The organism is Rhizobium sp. NPDC090275 (genome assembly GCF_044772225.1).
Lineage (GTDB): Bacteria > Pseudomonadota > Alphaproteobacteria > Rhizobiales > Rhizobiaceae > Rhizobium.
On the sequence record NZ_JBIVYL010000005.1, the window covers coordinates 375793 to 390136 of the forward strand.

Consider the following 14344-nt stretch of genomic DNA (forward strand, 5'->3'; position numbering starts at 1 on the left):
CGATAGCTGTGTCAGCCCATGCGCTCGGAGGCATAGCTGCCCGGGCTTGCCGGGAAGACCACGGTGCGGTTGCCGTTCAGGAACACGCGGTGGTGGATATGGGCGTGGATGGCGCGGGCGAGCACCTGGCTCTCGACATCGCGACCGATCGAGACGTAATCGTCAGCCGACTGCGCATGGGTGATGCGCGCGGTGTCCTGCTCGATGATCGGGCCTTCATCGAGGTCGGCGGTGACGTAATGCGCGGTGGCGCCGATCAGCTTCACGCCGCGCTCATAGGCCTGCTTGTAGGGGTTTGCGCCCTTGAAAGACGGCAGGAAGGAGTGGTGGATGTTGATGATGCGGCCGGACATCTTCTTGCACATGGCATCCGAGAGCACCTGCATGTAGCGGGCGAGCACGACGAGTTCGGTGCCGGTCGATTCGACGATCTGCATGATCTGCGCTTCGGCCTCGGGCTTGTTTTCCTTCGTCACCTTGATGTGGTGGAAAGGGATGTCGTGATTGACCACGACCTTCTGATAATCGAAGTGGTTGGACACCACGCCGACGATATCGATCGGCAGCGCGCCGATCTTCCAGCGGTAGAGCAGGTCGTTCAGGCAGTGACCGAAACGCGAGACCATCAGCAGCACCTTCATGCGCTGGTCGCCGTCGTGGATTTCCGAGGTCATCTCGAACTTCTCGGCGATCGGCTGGAAGCCTTCGCGAATGGCCGCAAGCGTCGCGCCCTCTTCCGAGATGAAGCTGACGCGGGTGAAGAACATGCCTGTCGACAGGTCATCGAACTGCGAGCTGTCGATGATGTTGCAGCCCTTGTCGGCCAGATAGGTCGAAATCGCCGCCACGATGCCGCGTGTCGATTTGCAGGCTACCGTCAATACATATTGCGTCATGCGTCATATTCCTTGTTTAGCCATTGGCCTTGTTCAAGCGTCGGCCTTGTTTAGGCGGCATCGACCGTTGAGCCTGCTTAGATCAAAGCGACATGGCCGATCAAGCACGACGCTCACGCCGCTGCACCAAGTTTATCGAGAAGAGCGGCCTCAATGACCGGAACATCCCATCGACCGTCAGCTTACGGCGTTTCCTATCGGAGTCCGTTCACTTTGCGTCGTGGAACCGCGAATCCCCGCCGTGGCCTTGGTGCCCTCGTTGAATTTGAGGAAGCCGACGAGAAGCCAGCCGAGGCCGGCGGTCTTCATGGAAAAGATCGCGGTCGAGCCGATCATCAGGTTCAGAAACATGAAGAGCGACAGGGAATGGCAAAGCCGCTTCTGGTTCGGCGTCTGGCCGGCCGGATAGAAGGAGACGAAGAGCCAGAAGAGGATGAGGCCGAAGACGGTGGCGCCGTAGGTGATGTAGACGTAGCCGCTGTCGACGAAGGTGGTGGCCTTGTCGAGCTCAAGCCCCATCGTCGCCGGCAGATCCATGGCGATGATGTTTCTGATCGTGCCGCTGATGCGGCCGACGAAGTCGTCGTCATGGGCGTTCGGCTTGAAGGCGTGGATGATGAAGCCGACCATGACGATCCCGGGCATCATCAGGAAATTGAAGATCTTCGGGATGAAGGGATAGATGACATAGCCGGCGGCGCTGACGATGGCGAAGATCAGCATGGTGCGGGTATCGTTGGTCACCAGGATGAGCACGATCGTGGTGATGAAAATCAGGCGATCGAACAGCGTGATGCGATTGGCGAAGCTCACGAGATAGATGACCATGACGCCGCAGAAATTGGCGAGCGACACCTGTTCGAGAAAGATCGAGGAGGAGCGGTGGTCGATCAGGCCGAACGAAAACCGCCCTTCGAAGCCGAGCGCGCCGCGAAACAGGCCGGCGTCGCTATAGGTGGCGGGGGGCACGCCGCGGGTGTTCTGGAAGTACTCGGCCGGATGGACCAGTGCCACATAGGCAGGCGTCGAGATGATCTCGCAAACCAGCACGGCCAGAACCGTAACGCAGCAGATCTTGAAGGCGAGCCGCAACGTTCGCTCGTTGCTCCAGCGGCCGAGCACGGTGAAGGCGAAGATGATCAGGACGTTGCGCAGATGATCGATATAGCCGGCCTTGTTGATGACCATCACATAGACAGTCAGCACGATGGTGGCGAGGAGATAGCCGAGAGGAATGATATCCTCCTCGAATATTCCCTTCTTCAAGATGTAACCGAAGCTGTAGGCGAGGATCAGGATCTCGCTCATCACCACGGCGGTCGGCGTCAGCGGCATGATGTTGTGATTGATGAAGGCGAGGATGGCGTTGTAGGTGACGCCGAGCACGCTGACAGCCAGGATGCTGTAATCGATCGGCTCCTTAACGGTCGTGTCCTTGCCTACCATAGCCTCAATCCACCAGCGTCTTGCACTTGGCCTTGTCGGCGGGCGGCGCCTTGATGGCGTTTTCCAGCGCCGTCATCTGCTGGCGATCCTTGCCGTTGCGCGGCTGGACGTTCAGCGTCTCGGTCTCCGGCCACCAGTCGCCAGCCACCCAATAGGTCCAGCCGAGCCAGACATCGGGGTTTGCCTGCATGTGATTGAGCACGCGGCCGAGGCCTGCCACGCAGGCCTTGTCCTGCGACACGCCGAACTCGCCGAGGAAGACGCGCGTGTTGTTCTTCTTCGCCCAGTCGGTCATCGCGGTGACTGCGTTGAGCGCGCTGTCGTTGCCGCTGCATTCGGCGTGCATGCCCGATGAATCCTCATCGAAATACTGATGCACCTCGTAAGCGTAATTCTTGCGCGGGTCGCGAACGCCAAGCATGACCGTGCCGTTGGCGCCACCCGGCGCATCCGCCTGCCAGGAATGGGCGCCGGTGAAGCGGGTTCCGGGAACGAGGATCAGATTGTTCGCCCCCGTCGCGCGGATCGTGCGGATCGCGGCATTGGCGGCCTTCAGCCAGGCATCGGCGCCGATGTCGTAAGGCTCGTTCATCAGGCCGAAGATCACATCTTCCTGATTGGAGAATTCGATCGCCAGCCGCGCCCAGAATTCCGCGAAGGCGGTATCGGTGACCGGCGGGGTGCCGATCATCACCTTGTCGTAATGGGCATAATTGTGCGGATCGAGAATGACGGTCAGGTGCTGCTTGCGCAGAAGCTCGACCGCTTCCTTCAGCCGCTGCAGCTCGGCCTCGTCGAGCGGCTTTCCAAGCTGAGGCTGCAGGCGCTCCCAGAGGAAGGGAAGGCGCACCGTGTTGAAGCCTTTCCTGGCGAAATAGGCGATGGTTTCCTCGGATGGATAGGCATAGGCCTTGAAAACCTCGCCGCCGCGCTCGCCGAATTCAGCGCCCGAGAGGTTGATGCCCTGCAGGCATGTGCCCTGCGCGCTGGCGCCACCGGCCTGGAGCAAGATCGTTGCCAGGACGGCCGCCGCAAGGCGCCGCCGGGGGGAGGATTTGTTGCTCATTGATACCGCTTCCAGGCTTCAGCCGATCATTCGTCTTAATGCTCTCCCGGCATCTTAACGGTCCGTTAGCTAAGGATTTCTAAAGTCGAGCCCACGTCGCCCGTATTTTAGAGGCGAGCAACGAGCGCGCGCATGAACCAGTCTGACAGGAACAAGGTTGGCCGGCTGCCACAATGGCGCAGCTATGAGCCGCCGAATACCGAGCCCAACCGGACCGGCACGCCCGGACCGGTGCTGCGCCCGTCCGACTTCGTGCCCGCCAAGCCCGCGCCTTCCTCGCTGATCACCGACACCGCCCCGCAAGAGCCAGTATCGCAAAGCCGATCGAGACCGGTACCGCCGGCTGCCGAGCCCGCGCGGACGCCTGAGCGCGACAACACGATCCAGCCGAGCGCCGACGCTGCGCCTCGATCCGCCAACACCGTCGCGCGCGAGGCGGCACCAGCGCCCCTTGCGACGCCGGTGACGGGGCCTGTCGCTGCACCCGTGATCGCGCCCGCCGTCGTCCAAGTGCCGGAACAAAGCGGACCGTTGCTCGACACCCGCTCGGCGATACAGGCGATCTGGAACAAGCGCCTTCTCATTCTTGGCCTCTCCGTGCTTGGCGCGGTTGCCGGCGCCGTCGTGCTGCCGATGTCGACGCAGAAATTCACGGCCAACACGACGCTCTACTTCGATCCGCGCCAAATCGGCCTCAACGATCCCAGCACGCAGGCCTCCGGCCCCTCGCCCGAGATGATCTCGGCGATGATCGACAGCCAGGTGCAGATCCTGAGTTCCGGTAACGTGATGCGCCGCGTCGCCGATGCGATGAAGCTAGACCAGGATCCGGAATTCAACGCCGGCCGGGCCGATAGCGCCGCCGTCATCAGCGCGCTGCAGAAGGCGCTGGTCATCACCCGCCAGAGCTCCACCTATGTGGTCTCCATGGACGTCACCACGAAAAACGCCGAGAAATCGGCGCGGCTGGCAAACCAGGTCGTGGCCTCCTTCCTGCAGGAAGAAGACGGCGCAAGCTCGGGCCTCTACCAGGATACCTCGACCACGCTCGACAACCGCCTGACCGACCTTCGCCAGAAGGTGCAGGAGGCCGAGCAGGCGGTGGAGACTTACCGTGCCGACAACGACATGGCCTCGACGCAGAACGGGCTGATCTCCGACCAGCGCCTGGCCTCGCTCAATACGCTGCTGGTGACCGCGCAGGACAAGACGATCCAGGCCAAGGCGCGCGCGGACGCGGCGGCCAACTTGCGCTTCGAGGACGTGGTCGGCGGCACATCGCAGGGCGGCGGCGTTTCGACGGCGCTTGCGACTCTGCGCCAGCAATATTCGACGCAGGCCGCCATGGTGAGCAGCCTTGAGAGCCAGATGGGCACGCGCCACCCGCGCCTGCAGGCGGCGCGCTCGTCGCTGAACAGCATTTCCGACCAGATCCGCGGCGAGCTGCAGCGACTGGCGAGCACGGCGCAGGGCGAATACCAGCAGGCGAAGAAGGCCGAGGACGCGGTCTCCAAGGAGCTGTCGGTTCAAAAGGCCCTGCAGGTGAACACCTCCGACAAGCAGGTCGAGCTCAACGAATTGCAGCGCAAGGCGACCGCCGCGCGCGATATCTACGAGACCGTACTGAAGCGCTCGGGCCAGACCAGCGAAGAGCAGAGCCTGTCGCGCAGCAATGTGCGGGTGATCTCGCAGGCCGAGCCGCCGCTGAAAGCCAACGGACCGGGGAAGACGGCGCTCCTGATTGCCGGCGTCATCGGCGGGTTCTTCGCCGGCTTCCTCCTCGGCGCGGGCTTTGCCATCCTCGCCAGCCTCTTCGCCCACCCGACGTTTCGCGGCTATTTCCGCAAGCCGGCCTAGGCTCGCATGAGGTCACGTTTGCGGGAGCAACGCGTGCTTCCGCTTGATGCACTCTAATGGCATGCTTACATCCAAGGCATTGATAGAGAGACCGGCAAACGGCCGGAGGGAATTGATGCGGCTTGGTAATTTCGAAAAAATCGTTCTTGTGGCGCTGACGCTGTCGAGCGGCGTTCTTCCCGCGCCGGCGTTTTCGACCGACTGGGGCCGCGCCGGCCAGGGCCGGGTGCAATCGGCCTATCCCTATCCCAACCTGCCCGGCGTCAAGGCGCCGACCGACCCTTCGCTGGAGCCGAAACTGACCTGCCGGACCGAGACGCAATTCGTGCGCCGGCGCTATGACGAGATCTTCCGCACCGGCGGCATGCCGATGACCGTCTATGTGTGCGATCGAGATGGCGTGATTTCCACCGGCAGCCAGGTGCCGCTGCGCGGCCACTACCAGCCCGTCCGCTAAGCGGGCCTTTTCCCCTCCTCATCAGGTTTCAGCTCGCACCCACGACGCTTTTTAAGCGATGCGGCCTTGCTAGGTCTTCGAAATATTTCCAAGGTCCGGTAACAACTGCATGTGCCCGTTCGTAGAGGATGATGTCGGGTGAATTATTCGGCGCGTGAAGAGGAATGGGCAGACTGGATGCGCCGCGCGCTTGATGGCGACGCGCAGGCCTATCAGCGCTTTCTTCTGGCGGTAACGCCTCATTTGCGCGCCATGGCCCGGCGACGTTGCGAACAGTTCGGCGCGCCGGCAAGCGAGGCGGAAGACGTGGTGCAGGAAGTGCTGCTTGCGGTGCACCTGAAGCGCGGCACCTGGGATCCGGCGCGGCCGATCGGCCCGTGGCTGTCGGCGATCGTGCGCAACAAGCTGATCGACAGCCTGCGCCGGCGCGGACGGCATCTGAGCGTGCCGATCGAGGATGTGATGGAAACGGTTGCCAGCGACGATGAGGCAGCGGACGCCATGGACCGGCTGGACGCCATCCACCTCTTGGAACGGCTGAAGGATCCGCAGCGCGACATCGTTCGCTCGATCTCGATCGGCGGCGCGGGCATCCGGGAGACGGCGGAGCGGCTGAAGATGAGCGAGGGTGCGGTGCGTGTTTCGCTGCACCGGGCGCTGAAGAAACTTGCCGCCTTTTATCGCGGCGAGACGGACGATCGGAGTGGACGTGTTGAAGACGAATGAGCTGATCAGCCTGTTGACCGAGGATGCCCCTGTCCGGATGCGGCTGGGGCGCGCGCTGAAGACTGCGCTCGTTTCAGGCGTTGTCGTTTCCGCGCTGATCCTGGTGTTCGCGATCGGCATCCGCCACGACATTGCAAGCATGATGGGGACCACCCGCGTGCTCTTCAAGGTGAGCCTGATGCTGGTGCTCGCCATTCTCGCATCGACGATCGTGTTTCGCATCGGCCGCCCTGACGTTCCCGTCAGCGCCGCGTCATGGGCGCTGTTGGCGCCGACAGGCGTGCTTGCGGCTGCCGTCCTGATCGAACTCCAGGTGTTGCCGCGAGAGCTTTGGGAACCGCAGATGATGGGGCACAATGCGGCCTACTGCCTGGCGCTCATCCCGCTTCTGTCGATCGCGCCGCTTTTGGGCTTCATCCTGGCGCTTCGGGCCGGTGCGCCGCGCCGACCGGCGCTTGCGGGCGCTGCAGCGGGGCTTGCCGCCAGCGCGATCGCGTCAGCGCTCTACGCCTGGCATTGCGTCGACGACAGCCCGCTCTTCGTCGCCACCTGGTACACGATCGCGATTGCGCTCGTCACCGCCATCGGCGCCGCACTCGGCCGTCGTTACCTCAGATGGTGATGATCAAACGGCGGCCCGAACGACCACTCTGCATGCGGGATTGCTAACCGCTATTGGCGACGTCACCATCGACCGCCTGCTGCTGTGTCGCCTTCGGCCCGACCGGCTGCGCCACGTCGTCGATCCGGTGCCTGGTGCCATAGCCTATGATGGCGCAGGCGACGATGACGACCATCAGCAGACAGGCAAGCACGCCCGTCAGATCGACCCTCAGCATGGAACCGCGGCCGCTAGTGGTATCGGAAGAAGACGTCACGTTGGTCATGCGGCACCCGGTCCCTCGAATACTATCGATGAATATCGTCACCCTCCCAGCGGGACGAGCTAAGCATCATTCGAAGAGGATGGAAAGAGATTGGGGCTTATCTAAGGGATCGGTCGCGCGATAATACTTGGCAGAGTTGCATGAAAACATGACTACGCGGACAGAGGTAGAAATAGGCTTATCGGCACTTGCGATGAGGCAGTAACAAGTGGCCCGGCGTACACGCTATGCGCTTGAATGAAACGCAGGAGCAAGCTAAGGCGGTAAGACTCTTATAAATATCGGGACATTCGAAGCCATGTTCTTTACTCGCATCGGAAAAGTTGTTGCCCATCTTGTTTTCTGGCTTGGGCTCTTCCGCGTCTCCTCGGCTTTGTTGATCGCCTTCACTTCCCCTGACATGGAAACGAATGCGGCGTTCTCCCGGCGCTATCTCGGGACGGCGACGAGTGGCGAGGCGCTTTCCGACAAAATCTTCCTTTACATCATCGCGGCCATCATTCTCGGCGTTGTTTGTGAGATCAGCGCAAGGCGGGCGAAAGTTGGCATTGATGCATGAGGAACAATTTTTGCCGACTTAAAAAATGTATCGGCGGTCTTCCGAAGCGCCCTTTGGAGGGCGCTTTTGAGCATTTCAAGACAAGCCCCGTGAGGGCTTCCGGTGAACCGGAAAGCGTATCGAAGATACTTGCTAAGTCTTGAAATAGTTGAGAAATCCGAGTTTCTCAAAAATGGAATGGTGCCCAGAAGAGGACTCGAACCTCCACACCCTTTCGGGTACCAGCACCTGAAGCTGGCGCGTCTACCAATTCCGCCATCTGGGCGACGGAGAGCCATGTACGGGGGTGGCCCGTTGGTGTCAACAGGTTTTTGAAGTTTTTCTGACACCACGCAAAAAAGTCTTGGGCCAAGGCCGGGAAAGGTGGGTTTTTGGGCGATCGGGGATTTCGGGCGATGCCAAGAAAGGGCGGGCGCACTATATGTGCCTCAGGGAAAAGGATGGTGCGATGCGCGTTTTTCAGAAATTTCCGGTTGCTGTGATTCTATCCGTGATGCCGTTCAACCAGATTTCGGCCATGCCGATGACGTCTGCTCCCGAAATGACGGGCAATCGCGATATCATCCGCGTGCAGACCATGTGCGATTCTCGCGGCTGCTTCACCTTCGGCCAGAGGCAGTCGTTCACGCCATCCTACATACAGCCGAACTACAGGCCGCCGACCGCGACCGGGCCGACCTATTATCGTCCGCGCGCGGCGGGGCCGGCGCCGAAATATTACGATCCGCAGCCGCCGACGCGCTACCAGCCATCGCAGCCACAGGCGCGGACAGCGCGGCCGAACACGCCCGATCGCAACTTCCATGTCGATTGGTGCCGCAACCAGTATCGCAGCTACAATCCGAGGACCGATCGCTTCGTGACCTATGAGGGGATCTACAAGACCTGCAACTCGCCTTACGATTAGGAGCGAGCTGAGCCTGCCGGGCGCGGCTCAGCTTTCCCTCGACGCCCGGTCGGTGTGGCCGAGGTCTCGGTCGGGGTCGATGATATCGCGGATGCGCTGCTTCAGCTCCTTGGGGCCGGGAAAGCCGCCGTCGCGCTTGCGCTCCCAGATAAGTTCATCATCGACGCGGATCTCGAAATTGCCGCCGGTGCCGGGGATGAGCGCCACTTCGCTGAGGCTGTCGGTGAAGGTTTGCAGCAGCTCCTGCGCCATCCAGCCGGCGCGCAGCAGCCAGTTGCACTGGGTGCAGTAGAGGATGGTCACGCGGGCTTTCTTCTCAGACATGGGGCTTTCCGTCAGGCTTTCGGGCATACTGTTCCAGTTGTGCGGAGCTTACGAAGTGGCCGGTTGGCGCGCAACGGATATTGCAATGCGCGATGGCTTGGTGTTCTTCCTCTCGTCGACAGCAAGACAGGAGATGCCGATGCGGGTTGCCATCATCGAGAACATGAAGAACACGCCGCTGGGTTCGCTCGGCATCGCGCTTGCCGAAGCCAATGCCGCGCTCGACATCTACCAGCCCTATCTCGACGGCCGGCTGCCGCAGAGCATCTTCGAGCATGACGCGCTTGTCGTTCTCGGCGGCGAGCAGGACGCTCTCGACGATGCGAACTACCCCTATCTGCCCGCGCTGGCGCGGCTGATGCAGCGCTTTTGCGAGGCAGGCAAGGCGGTGATGGGCATCTGCCTGGGATCGCAGATCCTGGCGCGCGCCTATGGCGCGGAAAACCATCTTGGCCGGCAGCTGGAGTTTGGCTGGAAACCCGTCGAGATGACCGACGAGGGCAAGGCCGATCCGCTGCTTTCCGGTCTCGATGCCGATTTCACCACCTTCGAGTGGCACAGCGACACGTTCACGCTGCCTGAGGGCGCCTGCCTGCTGGCGACCAGCCCGCTCGTGCGCAACCAGGCCTTCCGGCTTGGCCGGGCGACTTATGGTACACAGTTTCATTTCGAGGCCAGCCGCGCGGTGGTCGAGGGGTGGAAGACGGGCTTCGAGGCGACGATCGAGCGGATGGAGCCCGGCTGGCTGAAGCGTCACCCCGATTTCGCTCCCGTGGATGGCGCTGCAGCCGATGCCAGCGGCCTTGCGATCGCGCGCAACTGGGTTGCGATGATCGAGGTCGCGACGGCGAAGGAACCGGTCGCCGTCGGCGCCTGAGGAGACGCGAGCGCCGGCAACAATCCGCCGGCCTTCGTCAACCGGCTTGAATCAACCCGCTTTCAGGTCCGGGCTCGCGTCGCCGCCCGTAAGCTCCGGCATCAGGTCGGCGATCTTGACCACCTTACCGCTGCGCGCGCTCGACAGCGCGGCGATCCCCGTCAGCACCGACATGGCGCCGGCGCGGGTGCCGGCGCGCTGGCCGAGGCGGTCTTCCATGCCAGGCTTGAAGATCATGTTGCGCATACGGTCGTCGCCGCCGTAATGGCCGCCGGAGAAATGCGGCACGACGATGCGCTCGACCGGCTCCCTGCCCTTCGGAAAGTTGCGGATCAAGAGGATCGTATCCTCATCCGGCGCTTCCCATGGCTGCTTTTCAAACTGGCGCAACTCGATCCGCCCCTCGGTGCCGTTAAAGGCGATGTGGTGGCCTTCGATCGGCTGGAACGTGTTCAGCGAATAGGAAACGTGGACGTTGTTCCTGTAGCGCAGGCTGACGACCATGGTGTCGGGGATGTCGATATCTTCGCGATAGACGCAGCCATCGCGGAAATAGCCGTCGATTTCGGAGGGGTCTTCATAGAGCGCGTCGAGGAAGGGATCGGCCTCAAGATCGAGGTAGTAATCGCATTCCCCGGTGTGCGGACAGAGCTTGCAGCGCGGGCCGCGGAATGGGCCCTTGCGGCCGTAGTTCTGCAGGTCGGCGAAGGAGGTGACGGCCTCCGGATCGCTGTCGAGATACCAGTTGAGCAAATCGAAGTGGTGGGTCGCCTTGTGGACGAAGAGGCTGCCGGAATTTTCCGTATAGGCGTGCCAGCGGCGGAAGTAATCGGCGCCGTGCTTCGTATCCAGGTACCAATGGAAATCGACGGAGGTGACGCGGCCGATCTCGCCTGAGGAGAGCAGCTCCTTGATTTTGGCGGCCGTCGGCGCGTAGCGGTAGTTGAAGGAGACGTCGACGCGCTTGCCGCTGCGCTTTTCGGCATCGAGGATGCGGCGGATCTTGTCGACGGCTGTGGTCATCGGCTTTTCGGTGATGACGTCGATGCCGGCTTCGAGCGCGCGTACGACGATGTCGTCATGGGTGTAATCGGGCGTGCAGACGATGACCATGTCGACCTCATGCTCGGCGAGCATGGCGTCGATATTCTCATAGATCGGGGCGTTGCTGCCGATCATGGTGCGGGCGCGTTCGGCGCGCAGCGAATTGGTATCGACGATCGCCACCAGATCCACATGCTCGCGCCAGCCGGCCAGCAATTCCTTGCCCCACATCGTCGTTCCGCGATTTCCGGTGCCTATCAGTGCGAAGCGGCGTTTCTCCATCAAATGATCCTCCTCATGCGTGCGGAAACGAAAGTATTGTTTTGCCCTAGTCCTTGTTAGGTCAAATCCGGCAGCAGTCGTGAAAACGCTCGACGCAGGTGCGGATCACCTCGTCGGCCGGGCGTTTCCACCAGTTCTCCGCCGAGAATATCTCGACCTCCTGCGCGCCATGAAAACCTGCGCCCTCCACCATCCGTCTTATGCCCTTCAGGTCGATGACGCCATCGCCCATCATGCCACGGTCGGTCAGCATGTCCCGCGTCGGCACCAGCCAATCGCAGATGTGATGCGCGAGAATGCGCTTCAGCTGACCGGCGCGGGCGATCTGGCGTGCGAGATCGGGGTCCCACCAGACATGGTAGACGTCGATCGCAACGCCCACCCCCTCGCCCAGCGCCTCGCACATGTCGAGCGCCTGGCCGAGCGTGTTCACGCAGGAGCGGTCGGCGGCATACATGGGATGCAGCGGCTCGATCGCCAGCGGCACGCCGCTCGCGCGGGCATGCGGCAGCGTGGCGGCGATGCCGTCCGCCACCATGTTGCGGGCTTCATCGATGTTCTTCGAGCCGCCTGCGAGCCCACCGACCACAAGCACGAGGCAATCGGCGCCCAGAGCGGCGGCCTCATCGACAGCGCGCTTGTTGTCGTCGATCGCCGATTGGCGATCCGCCGCCGTGGCTGCTGGAAAGAAGCCGCCGCGGCAAAGGCCGGTGAGCTTGATGCCGTTTTGGCGGACGATGCGCACCGCCTCGTCGAGCCCCACCTTGGCGACCTGATCGCGCCAGGGCGCGATCGAGGTGATGCCGTGTTTCAGGCAGAGATCGACCGCTTCGGCGAAGCCACATTGCTCGCGTATGGTCGCGAGGTTGATCGATAGATCGTCTACCATGTTTGCCGTGCCCCACTTTCATGCGGGGCAACAGGCGCAATCACCATGGGTACATAGCGCGCTATATCAGGCATGACTCAGAACTCCAGCGCCGGCACATCGAGCCAGCGGCGCTCGGCCCAGGATTTCAGCCCGAGTTCGGCGAGCTGCACTCCCTTGGCGCCGGCCTCCAGACCGTAAGGCCAGGGTGCATCCTCGGCGACATGGCGCAGGAACATCTCCCACTGCACCTTGAAGCCATTGTCGAAGGCCTGCGTGTCCGGCACCTCGTCCCAGGTCTTGTAGAAATCGATGGTCTGCGGCTGGTCGGGGTTCCAGACGGGCTTAGGCGTGTTGACGCGGTGCTGGGTCCAGCATTTCGTCAACCCTGCGACGGCCGAACCGTGGGTTCCGTCGACCTGGAAAGTGACGAGATCGTCGCGGCGCACGCGCACCGCCCAGGACGAATTGATATGGGCGATCGCCCCGCCTTCGAGCTCGAAAGTGGCATAGGCGGCGTCATCGGTGTCGCAATGATAGGGCTTGCCCTGTTCGTCGACACGGGTGCCGATATGGGTGGCGCCGAGGCAGGAGACCGATTTGACCTCGCCGAAGAGATTGTCGAGCACATAGCGCCAGTGGCAGAGCATGTCGAGAATGATGCCGCCGCCATCGGCCTTGCGGTAATTCCAGGAGGGGCGCTGCGCCGGCACGCCCCAATCACCCTCGAAGACCCAGTAGCCGAACTCGCCGCGCACGGAGAGGATCTTGCCGAAGAAGCCACTGTCGCGCAGCAGCGCCAGCTTGCGCAGGCCGGGCAGGAAGAGCTTGTCCTGCACGACGCCATGCTTGAGCCCCGAGCCGCGCGCCTTGCGGGCGAGCGCGATGGCGACTTCGAGATCGTCCGAGATCGGCTTTTCGCAATAGACGTGCTTGCCGGCGTCAAGTGCACGCGACAAAAGCTCGGCGCGCATCAGCGTGGTGCCGGCATCGAAGAAGATCTGGTCGTCTGGATTTTTGAGAGCCGCGTCGAGATCGGTCGACCAGCGCTTGATGCCGTGGCGCTTCGCCAGCTCCTCCATCTTGGCGGCGTTGCGGCCGACGATGATGGGGTCGATCTCGAGCTTCTCGCCTGATTTCAGCGTCAGGCCACCCTGATCGCGGATCGCCAATATCGAGCGGACGAGGTGCTGATTGTAGCCCATGCGGCCCGTTACGCCGTGCAGAATTATTCCTAGACGTGCCATGTCTGCCTCCCTGCAAAACTGCGTTGCAATGCCGGACGCGCGATGCCGCGCGGCTCCTCCCGGTCAGTAACCAAACAGTTACTTGATGGCAGAGGAGAAGCGGCGCTGTCAATAGCCGGGGCTAAATTTCAGCGATCAGGCTTTGATCGAGGCAAGCGTGACGTGAACGATATGACGCTCCCAGGCGTCGAGATTCCCGGGATCGGCAAGGTCGCGGCCGAAGATGGTCGAGAGCGTGTACTGGTTGGAAATGTAGAAATAGCCGAGCGAGGCGATGGTCAGATAGACGTTCAGCGGATCGGCGGCATCGATGAAGACGCCCGTCTTCTTGCCGCGGTCGAGCACCTCGGTCAGCTCGACGATCAGATGCGAATGCAGCTCCTTCAGTCGCACCGACTGGCGCAACCAGCGGGCGCGGTGCAGGTTCTCGGTGCCGAGCAGGCTCAGGAATTCGGGATGCCTGAGGAAATAACGCCAGGTGAAGAGCGCGAGCTCTGCGATCCCCTCCTCCGGACTGCGGTCGCCGATATGCAGCTCGCGCTCGGCGGTGCGGATGCCGACATAGGCTTCCTCCAGCACATGCAGATAGAGCTGCTCCTTGTCGCCGAAGTAGTGATAGAGCATGCGCTTGTTGGTGCCGGCACGCTCGGCGATGGCATCGACACGGGCGCCACCCATGCCGTTTTCGGCGAACTCCCTGGTCGCGGCTTCGAGAATGGCGGCGCGCGTTCGCTCGGGATCGCGCTGCAGGACGCGCTCTTGCGAACGCCGCTTGGCCGGTTTCTTCTCTCCGCTGCCATCCATCCCTACTACCCTTTCCTTTAAACCTCGCGCTCATAGTTGTTTATGAACAGATTGTAAAAAGCCAAGCCTGACGATCCCGCCGCCACATGTCGCTTGA

16 protein-coding genes and 1 tRNA gene are annotated in these 14344 nt (G+C 62.1%); 7 read left to right on the forward strand and 10 right to left on the reverse strand.

Annotation, left to right across the window (positions count from 1 at the left end; translation table 11 throughout):
- Window positions 1-11: 11 nt before the first annotated feature.
- The 3 genes from purU to ACIQUB_RS15715 form a co-directional block, all read right to left on the reverse strand.
- Complete coding sequence (gene purU, locus ACIQUB_RS15705) at window positions 12-896, reverse strand: formyltetrahydrofolate deformylase (RefSeq protein WP_113237462.1); 885 nt, start codon at window positions 894-896, stop codon at window positions 12-14.
- Window positions 897-1073: 177 nt separating this feature from the next.
- Window positions 1074-2342 (reverse strand): hypothetical protein, encoded by a 1269-nt coding sequence (locus ACIQUB_RS15710; protein ID WP_113237461.1) that lies wholly within the window; start codon window positions 2340-2342, stop codon window positions 1074-1076.
- Between the two features lie 4 nt (window positions 2343-2346).
- Window positions 2347-3408, reverse strand: coding sequence for a glycoside hydrolase family 5 protein (locus ACIQUB_RS15715; RefSeq protein WP_113237460.1), 1062 nt, complete (start codon window positions 3406-3408; stop codon window positions 2347-2349).
- 132 nt (window positions 3409-3540) lie between these two features.
- Between ACIQUB_RS15715 and ACIQUB_RS15720 the strand changes: the two genes are divergently transcribed.
- From ACIQUB_RS15720 to ACIQUB_RS15735, 4 genes are all read left to right on the forward strand, one after another.
- Window positions 3541-5265, forward strand: coding sequence for a GNVR domain-containing protein (locus ACIQUB_RS15720; RefSeq protein ID WP_113237459.1), 1725 nt, complete (start codon window positions 3541-3543; stop codon window positions 5263-5265).
- 115 nt (window positions 5266-5380) lie between these two features.
- Window positions 5381-5722, forward strand: a complete 342-nt coding sequence (locus ACIQUB_RS15725; protein ID WP_113237458.1) for a hypothetical protein — start codon at window positions 5381-5383, stop codon at window positions 5720-5722.
- 138 nt (window positions 5723-5860) lie between these two features.
- Window positions 5861-6448: a sigma-70 family RNA polymerase sigma factor gene (locus tag ACIQUB_RS15730; protein ID WP_113237457.1), complete on the forward strand. Its 588-nt coding sequence runs from the start codon at window positions 5861-5863 to the stop codon at window positions 6446-6448.
- Window positions 6432-7070: an NrsF family protein gene (locus ACIQUB_RS15735; RefSeq protein WP_402930523.1), complete on the forward strand. Its 639-nt coding sequence runs from the start codon at window positions 6432-6434 to the stop codon at window positions 7068-7070. Before ACIQUB_RS15730 ends, ACIQUB_RS15735 begins: the two co-directional genes overlap by 17 nt.
- Before the next feature lie 43 nt (window positions 7071-7113).
- Here ACIQUB_RS15735 and ACIQUB_RS15740 read toward each other — a convergent pair whose 3' ends face one another.
- Window positions 7114-7335 (reverse strand): hypothetical protein, encoded by a 222-nt coding sequence (locus tag ACIQUB_RS15740; protein ID WP_113237455.1) that lies wholly within the window; start codon window positions 7333-7335, stop codon window positions 7114-7116.
- Between the two features lie 298 nt (window positions 7336-7633).
- Here ACIQUB_RS15740 and ACIQUB_RS15745 point away from each other — a divergent pair, with 298 nt between their 5' ends.
- Window positions 7634-7894 carry a hypothetical protein gene (locus tag ACIQUB_RS15745; protein WP_113237454.1) on the forward strand — a complete coding sequence of 87 codons (261 nt, stop codon included), beginning with the start codon at window positions 7634-7636 and terminating at the stop codon, window positions 7892-7894.
- A 178-nt stretch (window positions 7895-8072) separates the two neighbouring features.
- On the opposite strand, the gene ACIQUB_RS15750 is transcribed toward ACIQUB_RS15745, so the two are convergent.
- A tRNA-Leu gene (locus ACIQUB_RS15750) sits at window positions 8073-8159 on the reverse strand.
- 183 nt (window positions 8160-8342) lie between these two features.
- On the opposite strand from ACIQUB_RS15750, the gene ACIQUB_RS15755 reads away from it, so the two are divergent.
- The gene (locus ACIQUB_RS15755) at window positions 8343-8801 is read left to right on the forward strand and encodes a BA14K family protein (protein ID WP_113237453.1); all 459 of its coding nucleotides are present in this window, start codon (window positions 8343-8345) and stop codon (window positions 8799-8801) included.
- A 27-nt stretch (window positions 8802-8828) separates the two neighbouring features.
- Here the strand turns inward: ACIQUB_RS15755 and ACIQUB_RS15760 are convergent, their stop codons facing one another.
- A complete protein-coding gene (locus ACIQUB_RS15760; protein WP_113237452.1) occupies window positions 8829-9125 on the reverse strand; it encodes a SelT/SelW/SelH family protein in 297 nt (98 codons plus the stop codon).
- A gap of 139 nt (window positions 9126-9264) precedes the next feature.
- On the opposite strand from ACIQUB_RS15760, the gene ACIQUB_RS15765 reads away from it, so the two are divergent.
- A complete protein-coding gene (locus tag ACIQUB_RS15765) occupies window positions 9265-10002 on the forward strand; it encodes a type 1 glutamine amidotransferase (protein WP_402930574.1) in 738 nt (245 codons plus the stop codon).
- A gap of 51 nt (window positions 10003-10053) precedes the next feature.
- Here the strand turns inward: ACIQUB_RS15765 and ACIQUB_RS15770 are convergent, their stop codons facing one another.
- From ACIQUB_RS15770 to ACIQUB_RS15785, 4 genes are all read right to left on the reverse strand, one after another.
- A complete protein-coding gene (locus tag ACIQUB_RS15770) occupies window positions 10054-11328 on the reverse strand; it encodes a Gfo/Idh/MocA family protein (RefSeq protein WP_113237451.1) in 1275 nt (424 codons plus the stop codon).
- Window positions 11329-11389: 61 nt separating this feature from the next.
- Entirely contained in the window at window positions 11390-12217 is an 828-nt protein-coding gene (locus ACIQUB_RS15775; RefSeq protein ID WP_047506610.1) for a sugar phosphate isomerase/epimerase family protein, read from the reverse strand.
- A 77-nt stretch (window positions 12218-12294) separates the two neighbouring features.
- On the reverse strand, window positions 12295-13443 hold the full coding sequence (locus ACIQUB_RS15780) for a Gfo/Idh/MocA family protein (RefSeq protein ID WP_113237450.1): 1149 nt from the start codon (window positions 13441-13443) through the stop codon (window positions 12295-12297).
- 135 nt (window positions 13444-13578) lie between these two features.
- Entirely contained in the window at window positions 13579-14247 is a 669-nt protein-coding gene (locus ACIQUB_RS15785) for a TetR family transcriptional regulator (protein WP_047506604.1), read from the reverse strand.
- Window positions 14248-14344: the final 97 nt, after the last annotated feature.